The following is a 15724-nucleotide window of genomic DNA, read 5'->3' as shown; positions in this document are numbered from 1 at the left end:
GGAAGGTTTACCAACTAAAGAAAGTGATGACAGCGACCATTCATTACCGATCGGTCTGCTACGCTCGCCGGGCGAGGGGTTGAGAAACCCAACCTCCTCGATCTCAAGGAGAATTCATGTTGTCCCCCGCGTTGATGTTCTGGATCCAATTCATCCTGGTCCTGGGCGCCATCCTGATTGGCATCCGCAAGGGCGGCGTCGCCCTGGGCCTCATCGGCGGCCTGGGCGTGGCCGTGCTGGTGCTGCTGTTCCGCGTGGCCCCCGGCACCCCGCCCGTGGACGTGATGCTCATCATCCTGGCGGTGGTGACGGCCTCGGCCACCCTCCAGGTGGCGGGCGGCCTGGACTACCTGGTGCAGCTCACCGAGCGCCTCCTCCGCGCCCACCCCAAGTACGTGACCATCCTGGCGCCGCTCTCGACCTTCTTCCTCACGGTCTGCGTGGGCACCGGGCACGCGGTCTACGCGCTGCTGCCGGTCATCTCCGACGTGGCGCTCAAGACCCGAATCCGGCCCGAGCGCCCCATGGCCATCTCCAGCGTGGCCTCCCAGATGGGCATCACCGCCAGCCCCGTGGCCGCCGCGGTCACCACCTTCCTGGCCATGGCCGCCAAGAACGGCCACCCCGTGGGCCTCTTCGACATCGTGCGCATCACCCTGCCCGCCGGCATCATCGGCGTGCTGGCCGCGGCGGCCTGGAGCTTCAACCGCGGCAAGGAGCTGGACCAGGATCCCGAGTTCCTCGAGCGCATGAAGGATCCCGAGTTCGCCAAGGGCCTGGAAGGCGACGTCACCACCCTGGACAAGGTAATCCCCTTCAAGGCCAAGCTCTCCGTGGGCCTCTTCTTCGCCGGCGTGCTCACCATCGTGCTCATCGCCCTCAAGCCCGGCCTGCTGCCCATGGCGAACGGCAAGCCCATCCCCATGACCACGGTCGTGCAGGTCATCATGCTGGCCTTCGGCGCCTTCATCCTGTTCGCCACGGAAGTGAAGGCCCCCGAGATCGCCCGCTCCAGCGTCTTCATCGCGGGCATGATCGCCGTCGTCTCCATCTTCGGCATCGCCTGGATGAGCGAGACCTTCATCAAGGCCAACGAGGGCTACCTGGTGGCCCACATCAAGGCCATGGTGCAGATGGCCCCCTGGACCTTCGCCATCGCCATGTTCGCCGTGTCCGCCTTCGTGAAGAGCCAGGCCGCCACGCTCACCATCATGCTGCCCTTCGGCTACGCCCTGGGCCTGCCCACGCCCCTGCTGCTGGGTCTCATCCCCGCCAGCTACGCCTACTTCTTCTTCGCCTTCTACCCCAGCGACCTCGCCGCCATCAACATGGACCGAACCGGCACCACGCGGATCGGCAAGTACCTCCTCAACCACAGCTTCATGATCCCTGGCCTCATCGGCGTCAGCGTCTCCACCTGCGTCGCCTTCGGGCTGTCGAAGCTCTTCGCCTGAACACCGTTCCCATGCGAAAAAGCCCCGCCGTGGCGGGGCTTTTTCGCATGTGGAACAGCTACCAAAGACCCAGCACCTTCCACCACAGGCCACCGAGGCCCACCCAGATGATGATGTTCACGACGCTCACGATGAGCCCCGTCCGCCACCAGGTTCCGAGCTCCACATAGCCGGTGCCGAAAAGCACCGGCGCCGGGCCTGTCCCGTAGTGGGTCATCCCCGCGAAGAGATTGCTGAAGAAGGCGAGCACCAGGGCCGCCAGCACGGGCGGCGCGCCGGCCACGATGGAGACGCCGAGGAACGCGGCGTACATCGAGGCCACGTGGGCCGTGTTGCTGGCAAAGAAGTAGTGGCTGTAGAAATAGACCAGCGCCAGCACGAGGAAGGCGGCGATCCAGCCCTTGCCGGCCACCATGCCGCCCATGGTCTTGCTGAACCATGGCACCATGCCCAGCTTGTTGAGGAAGCTGGCCATCATCACCAAAGCGGCGAACCACACCAGGGTGTCCCAGGCGCCGGTCTCGGCCTTGATGTCGTCCCAGGTGAGGACGCCGGAGATCAGCAGCACCGCCAGCCCCGTGAGCGCCGAGGTGGTCGCGTTGAGGTCGCCCAGCTGCTTGGCGAAGATCCAGAGGATCAGCAGCAGCACGAAGACGCCCAGCATCATCCACTCCTGGCGCTTGACGGGACCGAGGTCCCGCAGGTGGCCCTTGGCCATCTCCACGGCCTCCGGCGTCTCGGTGATCTCGGGCCGATGCAGGCGGTAGATGATGAACGGGATCAGCAGTAGCGCGACGACGCCCGGGACCACGGCCGCCAGGGCCCAGCCCACCCAGGTGATGTTCACCTTGAGATCGCCCGCCAGCTTCTGCGCCAGGGGGTTGGCCGCCATGGCCGTGAGGAACATGGCGCTGGTGATGCAGTTCACCTGGTAGGCCGCCAGCGTCAGGAACGAGCCCATCCTGCGGGCGCTCCCATCCCCGGGGTTGCTTCCATAGGCGCGGGCCAGCGAGGCCATGACCGGCATGACGATGCCGCCGCCGCGGGCCGTGTTGCTGGGGATGGCCGGGGCCAGCACCAGGTCCGTGGCCGCCAGCCCGTAGCTGAGGCCCAGCGTGCGCTTGCCGAGCAGCGCCATGAAGTTGTAGGCGATGCGGGCGCCCAGCCCCGTCTTGATGAAGCCCCGCGAGATGAAGAAGGCCAGGACGATGAGCCAGATCGTCACATCGGAGAACCCGCTGATGGAATCCGCGATGCCGAGGGTGCCCGACAGGGCCGTGATCGCGATGCCGACCATGGCCACCGCGCCCATGGGCAGCGCCTTGACGATGATCCCCACGATGGTGCTCACGAAGATGGCGAAGAGGTGCAGCCCGCGCACCCAGTCCGCCTTCCGCTTGGCCTCGGCATCCATCCTGGCTTTGGCCTCAACCTCGGCCTTCACCTTCGCCTCGGCTTCCGCCTTGGCTTTGGCCTCAGCCTCGACCTTGGCCTTGGCTTCCGCCTCCGCCTTCGCCTTGGCTTCCTGCTGGGCCTTGGTCAGGGCCTTGGCCGAAACCGGAGCCGTGACCGGCGCCACCGCCGGCGCGGCGGGCTTGGCCGCGGGTTTCGCGGGCGCAGCCGCAGCCGGCTTGGGAGCCGCGGGCTGGCCGGTGAAGAGCTTGGCGTCCGGCACCGATACCATCTGAGGCAGCCCGAAGTACAAGATCAGGCCGAGGGCCAGGGTGGCCAACGCCGGAACGGGCCTGGCGCCCTGCCAACCAGACAGGCCTCCGCCCGGGGCCGTTCCTGAAACGGGTTCGTGGCTCATGAGGAGCCTCCATGTATGGAAAGGGGGTCGAATTTCGGTGCGTAGTCTACCCCTGAGTCGCATAGTGTGAAGAGGTATCTGTGCAGCCTTTCGGCCTCATACCGTCGTCGATTAGATACATTTGCAGCTTTTTCACAGGAGCGCCCCATGCGCGACTTGAGGATCGCGGCCATTCCTGGCGACGGCATCGGCAAGGAAGTGGTGCCCGAAGGCATCCGGGTGCTGGAGGCCGCCGCGGCGAAACATGGCCTCCGTTTCCAATGGGATCAGTTCCCCTGGAGCTGCGAGTACTTCCTGGAGACCGGCCGCATGATGCCCGAGGACGGCCTCGACCGGATCCGCCACCACGACGCCATCTTCCTCGGCGCCGTGGGCTTCCCCGGCGTGCCGGACCATGTCTCGCTCTGGGGCCTGCTCATTCCCATCCGGCGCGGGTTCAAGCAGTACGCCAACGTGCGCCCGGTGAAACTCATGCCCGGCGTGCCCTGCCCCCTCGCCGGACGCCAGGTGGGCGACATCGACTTCATCGTGGTCCGCGAGAACAACGAGGGCGAATACTCCAGCATCGGCGGGCGCCTCTACGAAGGCACGGACCAGGAGATGGCCACGCAGCAGACGGTTTTCACCCGCCAGGGCGTGGACCGCATCCTGAAATACGCCTTCGACCTGGCCCAGAAGCGCTCGAAGAAGCACCTCACCTCGGCCACCAAGTCCAATGGCATCGCCATCACCATGCCCTACTGGGACGAGCGGGTGAAGGCCATGTCCTCGAAGTACCCCGAGGTGAAGGTGGACCAGTTCCACATCGACATCCTCTGCGCCCACTTCGTGCGCAACCCGCACTGGTTCGACGTGGTGGTGGGCTCCAACCTCTTCGGTGACATCCTCTCGGACCTGGGCCCCGGCTGCACGGGCACCATCGCCATCGCTCCCAGCGCGAACCTCAATCCCGAGCGGGAGTTCCCCTCCATGTTCGAGCCCGTCCACGGCTCGGCGCCGGACATCTACGGCAAGGGCATCGCCAACCCCGTGGGCCAGATCTGGGCCGGGGCCATGATGTTGGATCACCTGGGCTGCCCCGAAGCTGCCGCCTCTGTCGTGGCCGCCATCGAGAAGGTCCTCGCCACCGGCCCCCGCACCCCCGACATGGGCGGCAAGGCCAGCACCTCCGACATGGGCAAGGCCATCGCCGACGCGGTGTGACTCAGCGCACCACCCATCGGCCGCCTCGTGCGCCTCGGCTGATTAAAGAAGCCTGCGCAGGCGGCCGAGAAGCCACTCACAGACACGAAAAGCTCGCCCATGTTGGATGCGGGTTCGAAGGACTCGCCGGACTCCATCTCGGGGGACTTTCGCCGTGTGCGCTCCGTTGCGCTTAAAGCAGACATTCTTGTATTTTTTTGTTTCAGTGAACTTTCAAGTTATTTAAATTCCCATAGGAGCCGATAGCAGGGCTGAAGGAGACCGCCATGCGCATCTGCCTACGTGCCTTTGCCCTCGTCCTCGCACCGACCCTTCTCCTGGCGCTTCCCCCCGTCACGGGCGTGGACGGAACAGCCCACGACCTGAGCATCACGGGATTGAACTCCGTGACCCTGGCGACCAGGTCCTGCGTGTTCTGCCACACAGTCCACAACTCCGGTGGCGGAAGCAGCTCAAAGCTCATCCCAGACTGGAACCACACCACCACCGTCGCGGCGTTCACGATGTACAACAACACGAACCATGCTGGCGCGGACCTCAAGGGCACTGTGGACTCGCAACCCACGGGGCCCAGCCTGGCCTGCCTATCCTGCCACGACGGCTCGGTGGCCGTGGGTTCCTTGGTGGTCGCTCCGCTCGGCGGCGGCAACGACACCTACGTCAGCGCCAGGGGCGGCGTCAGCCCAAGCACCGGTCGCATCAGCAGCGGCAGAGCCCTGGTCGGGACCGACCTGAGCAACGATCACCCCATCTCCATCACCTACCAGGACAACCTGGACACCGGTCTCCAGCCGGCGGCTTCCCTCGTCGCCGTGCGCCTCTATCCGGAGAACGTCACGGGCGCGAAGGTGCAATGTTCCTCCTGCCATGACGTCCACAACTACGGCACACCCGGAACCACGGCACCGTTCCTGCGAGCGACCATGGAGGGCTCTTTCCTCTGCCGGAGCTGCCACAAGAAGTGATGCCCGGGTTCTCGATCGCACCCCCGAGGGTGTGCAAGGACGGGCCGCCGCCGGGTCGGGCGAATCGTGACCGGCATCACCTGCCGCGGAACGTGGATCACCGGACGGGGAAGATCAGACGGCTCACCGACCGTCGACCCAGAAGCACCTCCAAAAATGTTGTCTTCGGAAACCAGATGGCATGGAGTGAGGCTCGGACAATCCCGTGACCCTCCCATGACAGTCCAAGGCTCATCATCCATCCCCCCACCATTCGGCATACCGGAATTAACCAAATCCAGGCGACTTTTCGTGGGCAAGACCTTCGCCGAGAACCTGCGTGAGGTCTTGGTCAAAGCAAAGATGACACTAAGATGAGGTATGCCCATCCCCCCCACTGGGCACCTTTCTGAGACCGCCGACGCCATGACCCCCCCACGCCGGACCCTCGCTTTCCTTCTGTTTGCCCTGCTGGCGGGCCTCGTGCCCTGCCGGGCCGCGGACACGCCCCGAACCTGCCAGGACTGCCATCCCAAGGTTCGTCAGGCCGCCTCTCCCGCCACGGCCCACAAGCCCTTGCTCGACGGGAAGTGCCAGTGGTGCCACAGGCCCCACGGCGCCGCGAACGTCAACATCCTCCACGAGGGCGGTGGCCGGGCTCTTTGCACCATCTGCCACAAGGGCTTCAAGCCCGCCGCGGACGAGCGCCCGGCGCACCGGTTCGAGTCCAAGGGCGAGTGCGGGGCCTGCCACGGCACCCACGACACGGGACGGAAGCGCCTGCTCCGGAAGGACGCGCAGGAGCTGTGCCTCTCCTGCCACGCGGACATCAAGGCCCGCACCACCTCGGCCCATCCCCATCCCGCGACGGACGACTGCCTCGCCTGCCACCAGCCCCATCCCTCCGCCACGCGCAGCCTCCTGAAGGCGGGTGTCCCGGGCCAGTGCGACACCTGCCACGACGTGGCCGGCCTCTCGAAGACGCATGGCGGCTTCCCCCTGAAGGCGGCGGCCTGCGCCACCTGCCACAACCCCCACGGCGGCGCGGCCAAGGGCCTGCTCCGCGACCGCGTGCACGCCCCCTTCGCGCCGGGCTCCTGCGCCGACTGCCACGCGCCCGCCGCCGGCGGCGCCGTGAAGCTGGCGAAGGCCGTGCCGGAGCTGTGCCTCGACTGCCACGGCCCCCTGCCCGGCCCCGGCGTGCAGCACCAGCCGGCGAAGGACGGCGACTGCCTCACCTGCCACCGGCCCCATGCCGGGGACGCCAAGGGCCTCCTCACGGCCCCGCCCCAGGAGCTGTGCGCCGGCTGCCACACGGACCTCGCCAAGGGGAAGTCCCTGCATCCGCCCTTCCGGGACGGCGCCTGCATGGACTGCCACCGCCCCCACGACTCGAAGGAGAAGGCCCTCCTCACCGCGCCCGCGAAGCAGCTCTGCCTCACCTGCCACGCGGACCTCGTCAAGGGCAAGAGCCAGCACGCGCCGGCCGCCCAGGGCGACTGCCTCACCTGCCATGAGGCCCACGCCAGCGCCACGGCTCCCGTCCTGAAGCAGCCCGGAGAGACGCTCTGCGCCACGTGCCACACGGGCGTGGCGAAGGGCGAGGTGGCCCATGCTCCGGCGAAGAAGGGCCAGTGCCTCGCCTGCCACACGCCCCACGCCTCAGATTCCGCCAAGCTCATCAAGGGCGGCGAGCTGGCCGCCTGCGGCGCCTGCCACGAGAAGATCGTGAAGCGCAAGGTGCTCCATGCCCCCGTGAAGAACGGCCAGTGCAGCGCCTGCCACACGCCCCACGGCGGCGCCCTCGTGAAGCTCCTGAAGGACGACACGGAGAAACTCTGCACCACCTGCCACGGCGACCTCATGAAGGGCGACGCCAAGCACCAGCCCGCCACTGGCAAGCGCGGCTGCCTCGCCTGCCACGATCCTCACGGCGGCGACCAGGCCAAGTTCCTCAAGCGCGACCAGCCCGAGGGCTGCTACGCCTGCCACACCCGCAAGGACAAGTTCCAGGTCGTGCACTCCCCCGTGAACGATGGCCAGTGCAGCAGCTGCCACAGCCCCCACTCTGGCAGCGGACCGGCCCTGCTGGCCTCCCCGAAGATCCAGGAGACCTGCGCGACCTGCCATGACCTCGCGGACGAGGCCCTGGGCCGGAAGCACCTCACGGGCTCCCTCGCGAAGGTGGACTGCCTGGGCTGCCACGAGCCGCACACCTCAACCAAGAAGGGCCTGATCCTCAAGGGCGCCCATCCGCCCTTCCTGGAGAACTGCGCCAACTGCCACACCTCACTGGCCCCCGGCGCCAAGCTCCCGGCGGGCACGCCCCGCCTGGACCAGCCCGTGCCCCAGCTCTGCCAGGGCTGCCACCCGGACCTGGAGCCCAAGGCCGGCGCCACCCAGCACCAGCCCTTCAAGGGCGGCGAGTGCCTGTCCTGCCACCGGCCCCACGCCTCGAAGAGCGAGGCCCTGCTGGAGAAGCCCGGCAGCCAGATCTGCCTCACCTGCCACGAGAAGGCCGAGGCGCCCAAGGGCGGCTGGGGACACAAGCCCTACCTGGAGGGCAGCTGCCGCGACTGTCACGCGCCCCACCAGACCGAGGCCCAGCGCCTGCTCCGCCAGAAGCCCCTCGACCTCTGCCTCGGCTGCCACACGGCCATCGCCACGGCGGTGAAGTCGAAGCACGCCCACCCGCCCGCGGCGTCCGGCGAATGCCTCAGCTGCCACGCGGCCCACACGGGCAAGCTGGCCAAGGGCCTCCTCCAGCCCGTGGAGGAGCTCTGCGTCAGCTGCCACGACGCCGGGGACCTGAGGAAGGCCCACAAGGGCTACCCCGTGTCCGCCAAGGACTGCGCCACCTGCCACGATCCCCACGGCTCGAACAACGGCGGCATGCTCAAGGCCACGGCCCACCCGCCGGTGGCGGAAGGTGGCTGCAGCACCTGCCATGCGGACGCCGCCTCGACCAAGCCCTTCGCGACCAGCGAGGCCATGCCCGGACTCTGCTTCAACTGCCACGACGGCGTCGCCGCCGCCGCCAAGAAGGCCTTCCCCCATCCTCCCGTGGCCAACGGCGAGTGCACCGCCTGCCACACGCCCCACGCCTCCAGCCGGCCCTCGCTGCTGGCGGGCAATCCGCGGGACCTCTGCCTCCAGTGCCACGACGGACTGCGGGACGAGGCCACCAAGGCAGCCTCCCGACACAAGCCCGTGATGGACGGCCAGTGCGCCACCTGCCACACGGCCCATGGCGGCGACGCCAAGGGCTTCCCCCGCGGAAACGTGCAGAGCCTCTGCCTGAGCTGCCACAAGGACAAGAAGGCCAGCCACCCGGTGGCCAACCATCCGACCTCGGACCGCACCATCAAGGCCACGGGCAAGCCTTTGACCTGCCTCTCCTGCCACCAGCCCCACTTTTCCAAGAGTCCGAAGCTGCTGGCCGTCTCCGGCTGCGGTGCCTGCCACGCGTAGGACCGCATTCCCAGGGGAGCTGTCCGCCCCCACGCCGAAGCCCCCGGTCACCCGGGGGCTTCGGCGTCTTCCCAGCGGCTTTCAGTCGCCCAGACTGCGCTCCACCAGATCTTGGCCATGCGCCTTGAGGTAGTCCGCCCGCACGGCCTCCCGGCACTCCTCCAGGGACATCACGGGACCGGGGCGGCGCTCCAGGGCGTTGAAGATCATGTAGCCGTCCGGACCCAGCATGGGGCCCACCGGCTGGCCCAGGGGGCCTGCCAGGAGAGCCTGCATGAGCGTGGGGGGCACCAGCGTTTTGAGTGAGGCTACCTCCACCCAACCGGGTTCGGGGTTGCCCGTGGCCTCGGCGTTGGCGTACTGCGCCACGGCCTCCCGCCAGGGCAGGCCGGTCCGCACCCCATTCAGGGCCGCATCCACCTCGTCCTTGGAATCGGCCACCAGCACCTGCAGGCGCAGACCGCCCACCTGCCGGAACCGATCGGGGAAGGTCTCGTGGTGCTTCGCCAGCTCGACCTCGGACACCTGCACCTCGGCGAGGAAGGCCTCCGCATACCGGGCGTAGGCGCGTTCCCGCTCTTCCAGCCAGAGAGTGGCCTGGATCTCGGGGCGGCGATCCAGCCCCTGCTTGCGGGCCGCTTCGGACAGACGGATGTCGTCCGCCACGCCTTCCATGAACCGGGCCTTGGTGGCCGCGCCCAGGGAGTGGCTCGAACCCATGGTCTTGAGGACATCCACCAGGTGGCGCTTGAGGGTCCGCAGGCTGATGGCCGTCCCAGCCACCCGGCCCGCGACTTTCTTCTCATCGCCTGGCAGAGTCTCCGTGGTACGGTCCGCGCCAAGCACGGCCAGATCGGGAACCAGGGGATACCGTGGGCGGAGCGCCTCCAGGGCCGCCTCCCGCCTCATCTTCATCTGGGTGGCCGCCGCCTCCTTCAGCAGGGCGTCCCGGCGCACGGCGAAGTCCGCCTCCGTCTCGCGCCGGGCTTCCCAGGCCTTGGCGACATGCCAGCCGAACTCACTCTGGAGGGGGCCCACCAGCGCCCCCACGGGTGCGGCGAACACGGGATCACCGAAGGCGGTCACCATCTGCTTCTGGCGGATCCAGCCCAGGTCGCCGCGGTTCTGGGCCGCGCTGGGATCCACGGACACCTCCGCCGCCACCTTCTCGAAGGCCTCGCCGGCCTGGAGGCGCTTCAGGGCGGCCGCGGCCTCCTCCCGGGTCTTGCACAGCAGGTGCGAGACCCGGCGTTCCTCGCCCTGGGCCAGGAAGGCGGCCTTGATCTGCGCCTCGGTCATGGCGCCGTGGCTTGGCCGGGTGTCGAGGTAGGCCTTCCCCAGCACAGCCTGACGCCCCTCCTGACGCCGCTCCTGCCACTCGGGCGTCTTCAGGAGCCCCTTGGCCGTGGCCAGCGCCCAGGCCTTCTCCAGCCGGGCGAGCCTGACTCTCGCCGCCTCGTCAGATAAGCCCGGCGCCGCCGCCCGGATGACTTTCAGGCGCTCCGACTCGGCATCGACCGTGCGGGCCGGGCGCCGGGTGGGCGCCGCCGTCACGGTAGGACCCAGCCCGAGTGCGCCCGCCAGGATCGCCATCTGGATCCGGGTGAAGCCGTTCCGTAGCGAGGGGGCGTCATGCATGGAAAGCTCCTGGAAGAACGCCTGGATGGCCCGCGATCAATAGCGCGTCTGCACGTGGTCGTAGCCGTGGCAGCTGAGGGTGCAGGTGCCGTGGCCGAGGCCGGACCGCTGGAAGGAGGGCGCGCCCACGGAGGAGGCGCCCACCACGGACCGGTCGAACTCGATGAGGGAGGCCTGGCGCAGGGAACCGTGGGAAGCATGGCAGGTGGCGCAGGTGGTGGGCTCGCCGTAGCCGGGCTGGAAGGCCCCGCTGCGCCCGGGCCGGAAGTCCCGGGGCGAGCGCAGACCCAGCACCGCCGCCGCCTCGGAGAGGGCCGGGGCCCGCCGCTGGGCCGCCACGGAGCCGCTGCCGGTGAAGCCGCTCAGGTGCTGGGCATGGAAGGGGAAGGATTGGTTGGCGAGGATGGACTGCCGGTCGTGGCAGAGGAAGCAGAGGTCGCCGGCGCGCTCTCCCAGCCGGGCCAGGTCCTTCTCCCGGCCGAAGGCGGCCTTCAGGAGGGAGGCCTGGGAGGAGACGTGGGGCCCCTTGGCGCCCGTGGGGTCCGGATTGTCGTGGCAGGATCCGCAGTCGAGGGGGTCCCGGAAGGTGGAGGTCCGCAAGCTGGGAAGGTCGGGGCGGCCCGCGGCCGTGGCTCCGATGGCATGGCTGGAGGCGGCGCCCTTGGCGAAGAGGGCGCCCAGGTCGGCGGGCCCGGACAGCAGGGGCGCCGCCTCGGAACCCGCGTGGCAGCCGAAGCACACCTCGGCCACGGACTGGGGCCGGCGGTCCAGGAGCTGGCCGCGGGTGTCGAAGGCCGTGAGGCGCAGGCGGCCCCGTTCCTTGCCATGGGGGTCGTGGCAGCCCGTGCAGTCCTGGGTGAGCGTCAGCACCTTGCCGCCATTCCGGACGATCCGCTTGTAGTCGGTGGACCGGCGGGCGCCGAGGCGGTCCCTGAGGTGGCCGGAGCCCTGGCCGCTCGCGGGGGTGAGCTTGGGGGCCCGGTCCGCGGTGGTGGCGAGGTTCGTCCCCTCGTGGCAGGCCAGGCAGGCCCGGTCGGGGTTTCCGCGGCCGGCCTTGGACCGGGCGGGCGTCACGGCCCGGTGGCCCTGGTGGCAGGCGGCGCAGGCCGCGTGGGCGAGGGAGGGGCCGCCCCGGGCCTGGACGGGCTGGGGCGGCCGGATGGCCTGGCTCCGCACCGGAACCAGCGCCAGCCCCACAATCGCGGCACCCAGGAGGAATCGCCTCATCGCCAGGACCTCGAGCAGATGGTGTCGAACCAGCGCAGCAGGTCCACCGTGACGCGGCTGCTGCGGAGTCCATTGTCCATGCGGGTGGTCTCGTAGCGCACCCGGAGCGAGACCTGCCGGAAGCTGAAGTCCGCCCAGGTGTAGAGGGTCGTGGCCGCCGGGGTGAGGACCGCATCGAAGCGCTGGGCCAGGGCGCCCACGGGGACCTTTCCCAGGCGGGTGGTGACTCCCAGCGAATAGTGGCGGCTCGATTCGTCCTGGGCGCCGGTCCAGGTCGTCATGGAGGTCGCCGCCCCCGGGGTGAGGCGCTGGCTGTTGCTGGAGTAGCCGGCGGAGGCGGTGATCGACGTGATGCCCAGCTGGTAGGAGCCGTTCATCATCAGGTCGGTGTTCCGCGCGTCGACGCCGGGCTGGGAGAGGCCGCGATCATCCTTGTAGTCCCCTGCCATATAGAGCGTGAGGCGCCCACGGGTCTGGACCTGGCCCGTCACCCGGGCCCAGTCCACCCGGCCCTGGCTGGCATTGTCGGAGATGCGCCAGAGGTCCGCCGTGAAGCCGAAGTTGCCCGACTGCCGCATGCGCCGCTGGAACAGCTCCTGGGCCAGCTCCGAGGGCACGTAGTCGGGGGGATACTCGTCCCGGGTCCGGCGGGTGAAGGTCCAGTCGCTGAGGAAGAAGAGGGTGTGCCGGATGAGCTCGGGCACATCGCCGCCGCGGGCGATGCCGAGGTTCATGGTCGTGGTGGTGCGCCGGAGGGTGAGATTCGGCAGGCCCTGCTCGAAGGCCGAGACGCCCACGTCGCCGTGGATCCGCCAGTCCTGGGTCAGTGTGTAGGTGCCGCCGAGGGTTCCGGAGTCCATCCGGGTGTCCTGACCCGCGGCATCCGTGAGGGTGCGGCTCATGGCGCCGGTACCGTAGGCGTTCCAGCGTCCGGCGGCATAGACCAGGGATTCGGAAGCGAAGGTGTGACCCGTGCGGGTGTCCCCGGCGGTGCTGGCTCCGGCGGAGGCGTTGGTGAGGGAATGCCAGGCGCCGCTGATGGGACCGTAGAAGGTGGCGCCGAGATCGAACCAGCTGCTGCTGATGGAATCCTGGAACTGGGACCGGGTCCGCAGCGTCCAGTCGGCGGCCGAATGGGTTTCGGTGTCCAGGTTCGCCTGGAAGTAGCGCCAACCCTGGCCCGGGATGCGGGTTTCGTAGTCCTGACGGAGGGACTGGAAGGTCACCTGGGTGCCGCCCACGCGCTGATTCGCCTCCAGCTTCCACTGAGACCAATCCTCGCGCTCGTCTCCCAGCTTCGAGTCCCCGTGCCGGTAGGAGAGGCGGACATCCTGGAGGATGCGGCTGTGGTAGGTGACGCCGGCGCCCCAGGTATCGCCCTTCACGCGGCCGGAATCGAAGAGGTCCGGCGACTGGGAGTGCTGGTAATCCAGATAAAGACGAAAGGGGCGGTAGGGGAAGAGGCTGAGGCGCGCCCCGTAGCGGCTGATTCCGGCATCGGAATCCGTGGCGTCGCCGTAGGCCAGCCGGTTGTATTCCAACGCGCCGTTGAGGGCCAGGGCCCCCAGGCGGTAGGTGAAGACCGGAACGCCCGCGTCCACTTCGTAGACGGCCTGCGTGGTCGCCATGGTTGGCGCCTGATTCGACTGCCACTGGTTGTAGTGGAGCTGGAACCGCTGGTTGAGGATCAGCGGGCAGTCCTCGGCCCGGGCCGCGACGGACGCGCCCACGAGCACCAGGGTGAGAAGACAGAGCTTCACAACAGACCTTCGGGAGGGAGGCCAGAAGAAAAGCGGAGGGCGGGTGGAGGCCCACCCCCCGCGGGTCTAGACCGACGTTCCTGCTACTTGAGGTGGCAGGAGGTGCAGAGAGCGGAACCGACCATGCTCACGCGCAGGAAGGGCGCGGTGGTGCCGGCGGTGCCGTAGTTGTGCACGTCGTGGCAGGAGGCGCACTGCACCTTGGAGCCGTTCGCGTTGGTGGGGAACAGGCGAACGGTGCCGGCCGCGAAGGTCGTGGGATCCTTCAGGGTCGAGTCCAGGTTCTGCTGGTAGGTGATGGAGATCGGGTGGTCGTTGGTGAGGTCCTTGCCGAGCAGGGCGGTGCCGGACACGAGGCCGGTGCCGAGCAGCTGGCCGCCGGCCGTGTAGGTGACGGAGGCGATGTCGTTGGGCAGGTTGATCATGTTGCCCACGGCCTGGGTGCCGTCATGGCAGGTGAAGCAGGCCATGGAAGCGCCGGTGGGGGTGGCGTCCGTGGTGCCGTTCAGCGTCCCGCTGGTGTACATCGAGAAGCCGGTGGTGACCGTGGTGGTCTTGTTCCACAGGGGCACGATCTGGGCGGCGCCGCTGGCGGCTCCGTGGGGGGTGTGGCAGAACACGCAGACCTGGGTGGTGTTGGTCTTGCCGCCAGGGCCCGTGCTGCTGAGGTCGTGCTTGGAGCCGACGATGGTCGCGTTCAGGCTCAGCGAGCCGACGGCCAGGAGGGCGACGAGAAGGGACTTCATGGTTTCACCTCATGGGTGGTTGGGGGGGGGGTGGGGGGGAGAGAACAGCGTGTTGCTGTTATTGCGGGGCGGGTTGGGGGGCCGATGCCCCCTTCTCCTCCCGCAAATACTGGAATTTCTGGATGCGTCCGTTGATCTGATCGGCCACGTAGATGCCGCCGCTGGCGTCGATGGCGATGCCGGTGGGCACCTGGAACTGGCCCTTGCGGGTACCGCCCGTGCCCACGGGCAGGAGGATCCGGCCCTCCTGGTCGAAGATCTGGAAATTGCAGAAGGCGCCGTCCGCCACGTAGAGGTGCCCGTCGGGATCCACAGCGATGCCCTTGGGCCGGGACACCTGGCCCGGCATGTCGCCGGCCTTGCCGAAGGCCCGGATGAAGCGGCCGTTGAAGTCGAAGATCTGGATGCGGAAATTGCCGGTGTCCACCACCGCGAAGCCCACCCCGGGCACGATGCAGGCGTAGGACGGGAAGTTGAACTGGCCCTCCTCGCTGCCCCGGCCACCGATGGTCTTGAGGAGTTTGAGACTCCGGTTGTAGAGGCGCACCGTGTGCTCACCCCCGTTCACCACGAGGAGGAGGTCCCGTGCCTCGTCCACGGCCAGGCCCACGGGCCGGTTGATGCCGTCGTTCTTCGTGAGGGCGCTGAGCTGGCGGCCCTCCTTGTCGAAGACCACCACCTGGTTCGTGTTGGCGCTCGCGGCGTAGACCAGCTTGGAGTCCACGGCCAGGCCCGTGGGCGTGGCCAGGGTGGTGCCGCTGAGTGTTGAAAAAGCCCAGATCTTCTTGGCGGCGGGATCCATGGCCACCACGCCGGCCGTGAAGTCGCCCACGAAGATCACGCCCTTGTCATCCACCGCCACCGAGAGGGGCCGCTGGAGCCAGATCACGTCCTCGGACTTGCCGGCCAACCGGTCGATGAAGCTGCGTTTCTTCTTGGCGCCCACATCGAAAGCGTTGCGGTACTCGGCTACCCACTTGATGCGGGTGGGAGACGGCGGTGGCGGCCAGGCCAGGACCTCGTCCTGCGCCACGGGAGGCGCGGCGGGCTTCTGCGCGGACAGAGGCGCCGTCGCGCTCGCGACGCACGCGAGGGCAACGGACAGCAGGGTGGAACGCTTGAACATGGCTTTTTTGCCTCGCGGATGTCTTGCATCGGACAACGTCACAGGAACCTGTCAGCCGACCCCCGAACCATAGGGCCCATAAGCGAACTATGGGTCATCTATTTTTGTGATTTTTGTCATCTAGGTGTTTTTTCCTGGCCAAAACCAACCACCACCCTGCTTGTTGGCAACCACAACCCAGGCGCGTTACACGGCATAGATCACATCGTCATCGTGAAAAGCAAAATCTCTCTACGCTCAAGGGATCCAGGTCCACAGATCTGGGGGGGGGGGGGGGGGGGGGGGGCGGGGGCGGGGGGGGGGGGGGGGGGGGGGGGGGGGGGGGGGGGGGGGGGGGGGGGGGGG

At 68.3% G+C, this 15724-nt stretch carries 10 protein-coding genes; 4 read left to right on the top strand and 6 right to left on the bottom strand.

Going from position 1 to position 15724, the window contains the following annotated elements:
* The first annotated feature begins 116 nt into the window (after positions 1-116).
* Entirely contained in the window at positions 117-1454 is a 1338-nt protein-coding gene (locus MLG87_RS00280) for an anaerobic C4-dicarboxylate transporter (RefSeq protein WP_243293240.1), read from the top strand.
* 58 nt (positions 1455-1512) lie between these two features.
* On the opposite strand, the gene MLG87_RS00275 is transcribed toward MLG87_RS00280, so the two are convergent.
* Positions 1513-2868, bottom strand: coding sequence for an anion permease (locus tag MLG87_RS00275; RefSeq protein ID WP_425250875.1), 1356 nt, complete (start codon positions 2866-2868; stop codon positions 1513-1515).
* A 543-nt stretch (positions 2869-3411) separates the two neighbouring features.
* Between MLG87_RS00275 and MLG87_RS00270 the strand changes: the two genes are divergently transcribed.
* The 3 genes from MLG87_RS00270 to MLG87_RS00260 all read left to right on the top strand — a co-directional run bounded on the left by MLG87_RS00270 (position 3412) and on the right by MLG87_RS00260 (position 8882).
* Positions 3412-4467, top strand: coding sequence for a tartrate dehydrogenase (locus tag MLG87_RS00270; protein WP_243293238.1), 1056 nt, complete (start codon positions 3412-3414; stop codon positions 4465-4467).
* 266 nt (positions 4468-4733) lie between these two features.
* Positions 4734-5432: a cytochrome c3 family protein gene (locus MLG87_RS00265; protein WP_243293237.1), complete on the top strand. Its 699-nt coding sequence runs from the start codon at positions 4734-4736 to the stop codon at positions 5430-5432.
* 405 nt (positions 5433-5837) lie between these two features.
* A complete protein-coding gene (locus MLG87_RS00260) occupies positions 5838-8882 on the top strand; it encodes a cytochrome c3 family protein (RefSeq protein ID WP_243293236.1) in 3045 nt (1014 codons plus the stop codon).
* 81 nt (positions 8883-8963) lie between these two features.
* Here MLG87_RS00260 and MLG87_RS00255 read toward each other — a convergent pair whose 3' ends face one another.
* The 5 genes from MLG87_RS00255 to MLG87_RS00235 all read right to left on the bottom strand — a co-directional run bounded on the left by MLG87_RS00255 (position 8964) and on the right by MLG87_RS00235 (position 15379).
* A complete protein-coding gene (locus MLG87_RS00255; RefSeq protein ID WP_243293235.1) occupies positions 8964-10520 on the bottom strand; it encodes a peptidylprolyl isomerase in 1557 nt (518 codons plus the stop codon).
* A gap of 36 nt (positions 10521-10556) precedes the next feature.
* Positions 10557-11747: a cytochrome c3 family protein gene (locus MLG87_RS15965; RefSeq protein ID WP_279341024.1), complete on the bottom strand. Its 1191-nt coding sequence runs from the start codon at positions 11745-11747 to the stop codon at positions 10557-10559.
* Positions 11744-13507 (bottom strand): hypothetical protein, encoded by a 1764-nt coding sequence (locus MLG87_RS00245; RefSeq protein ID WP_243293234.1) that lies wholly within the window; start codon positions 13505-13507, stop codon positions 11744-11746. Before MLG87_RS00245 ends, MLG87_RS15965 begins: the two co-directional genes overlap by 4 nt.
* A gap of 83 nt (positions 13508-13590) precedes the next feature.
* Positions 13591-14253 (bottom strand): cytochrome c3 family protein, encoded by a 663-nt coding sequence (locus MLG87_RS00240; protein WP_243293233.1) that lies wholly within the window; start codon positions 14251-14253, stop codon positions 13591-13593.
* A 58-nt stretch (positions 14254-14311) separates the two neighbouring features.
* Entirely contained in the window at positions 14312-15379 is a 1068-nt protein-coding gene (locus MLG87_RS00235; protein ID WP_243293232.1) for an NHL repeat-containing protein, read from the bottom strand.
* Positions 15380-15724 lie beyond the last annotated feature (345 nt).

Origin of the sequence: Geothrix mesophila, from assembly GCF_022808835.1 — a bacterium.
GTDB lineage: Bacteria > Acidobacteriota > Holophagae > Holophagales > Holophagaceae > Geothrix > Geothrix paludis.
The sequence above is the reverse complement of the archived record's forward strand: the minus strand, read 5'-3'. Positions and strand labels throughout refer to the sequence as shown.

Excerpts from the sequence above, each read along its gene's own strand:
- MLG87_RS00275 (WP_425250875.1), bottom strand. The coding sequence starts at position 2,868 with ATGGATGCCGAGGCCAAGCGGAAGGCGGACTGGGTGCGCGGGCTGCAC.
- MLG87_RS00270 (WP_243293238.1), top strand. The coding sequence starts at position 3,412 with ATGCGCGACTTGAGGATCGCGGCCATTCCTGGCGACGGCATCGGCAAG.
- MLG87_RS00235 (WP_243293232.1), bottom strand. The coding sequence starts at position 15,379 with ATGTTCAAGCGTTCCACCCTGCTGTCCGTTGCCCTCGCGTGCGTCGCG.
- MLG87_RS00260 (WP_243293236.1), top strand. The coding sequence starts at position 5,838 with ATGACCCCCCCACGCCGGACCCTCGCTTTCCTTCTGTTTGCCCTGCTG.
- MLG87_RS15965 (WP_279341024.1), bottom strand. The coding sequence starts at position 11,747 with ATGAGGCGATTCCTCCTGGGTGCCGCGATTGTGGGGCTGGCGCTGGTT.
- MLG87_RS00265 (WP_243293237.1), top strand. The coding sequence starts at position 4,734 with ATGCGCATCTGCCTACGTGCCTTTGCCCTCGTCCTCGCACCGACCCTT.
- MLG87_RS00255 (WP_243293235.1), bottom strand. The coding sequence starts at position 10,520 with ATGCATGACGCCCCCTCGCTACGGAACGGCTTCACCCGGATCCAGATG.
- MLG87_RS00280 (WP_243293240.1), top strand. The coding sequence starts at position 117 with ATGTTGTCCCCCGCGTTGATGTTCTGGATCCAATTCATCCTGGTCCTG.
- MLG87_RS00240 (WP_243293233.1), bottom strand. The coding sequence starts at position 14,253 with ATGAAGTCCCTTCTCGTCGCCCTCCTGGCCGTCGGCTCGCTGAGCCTG.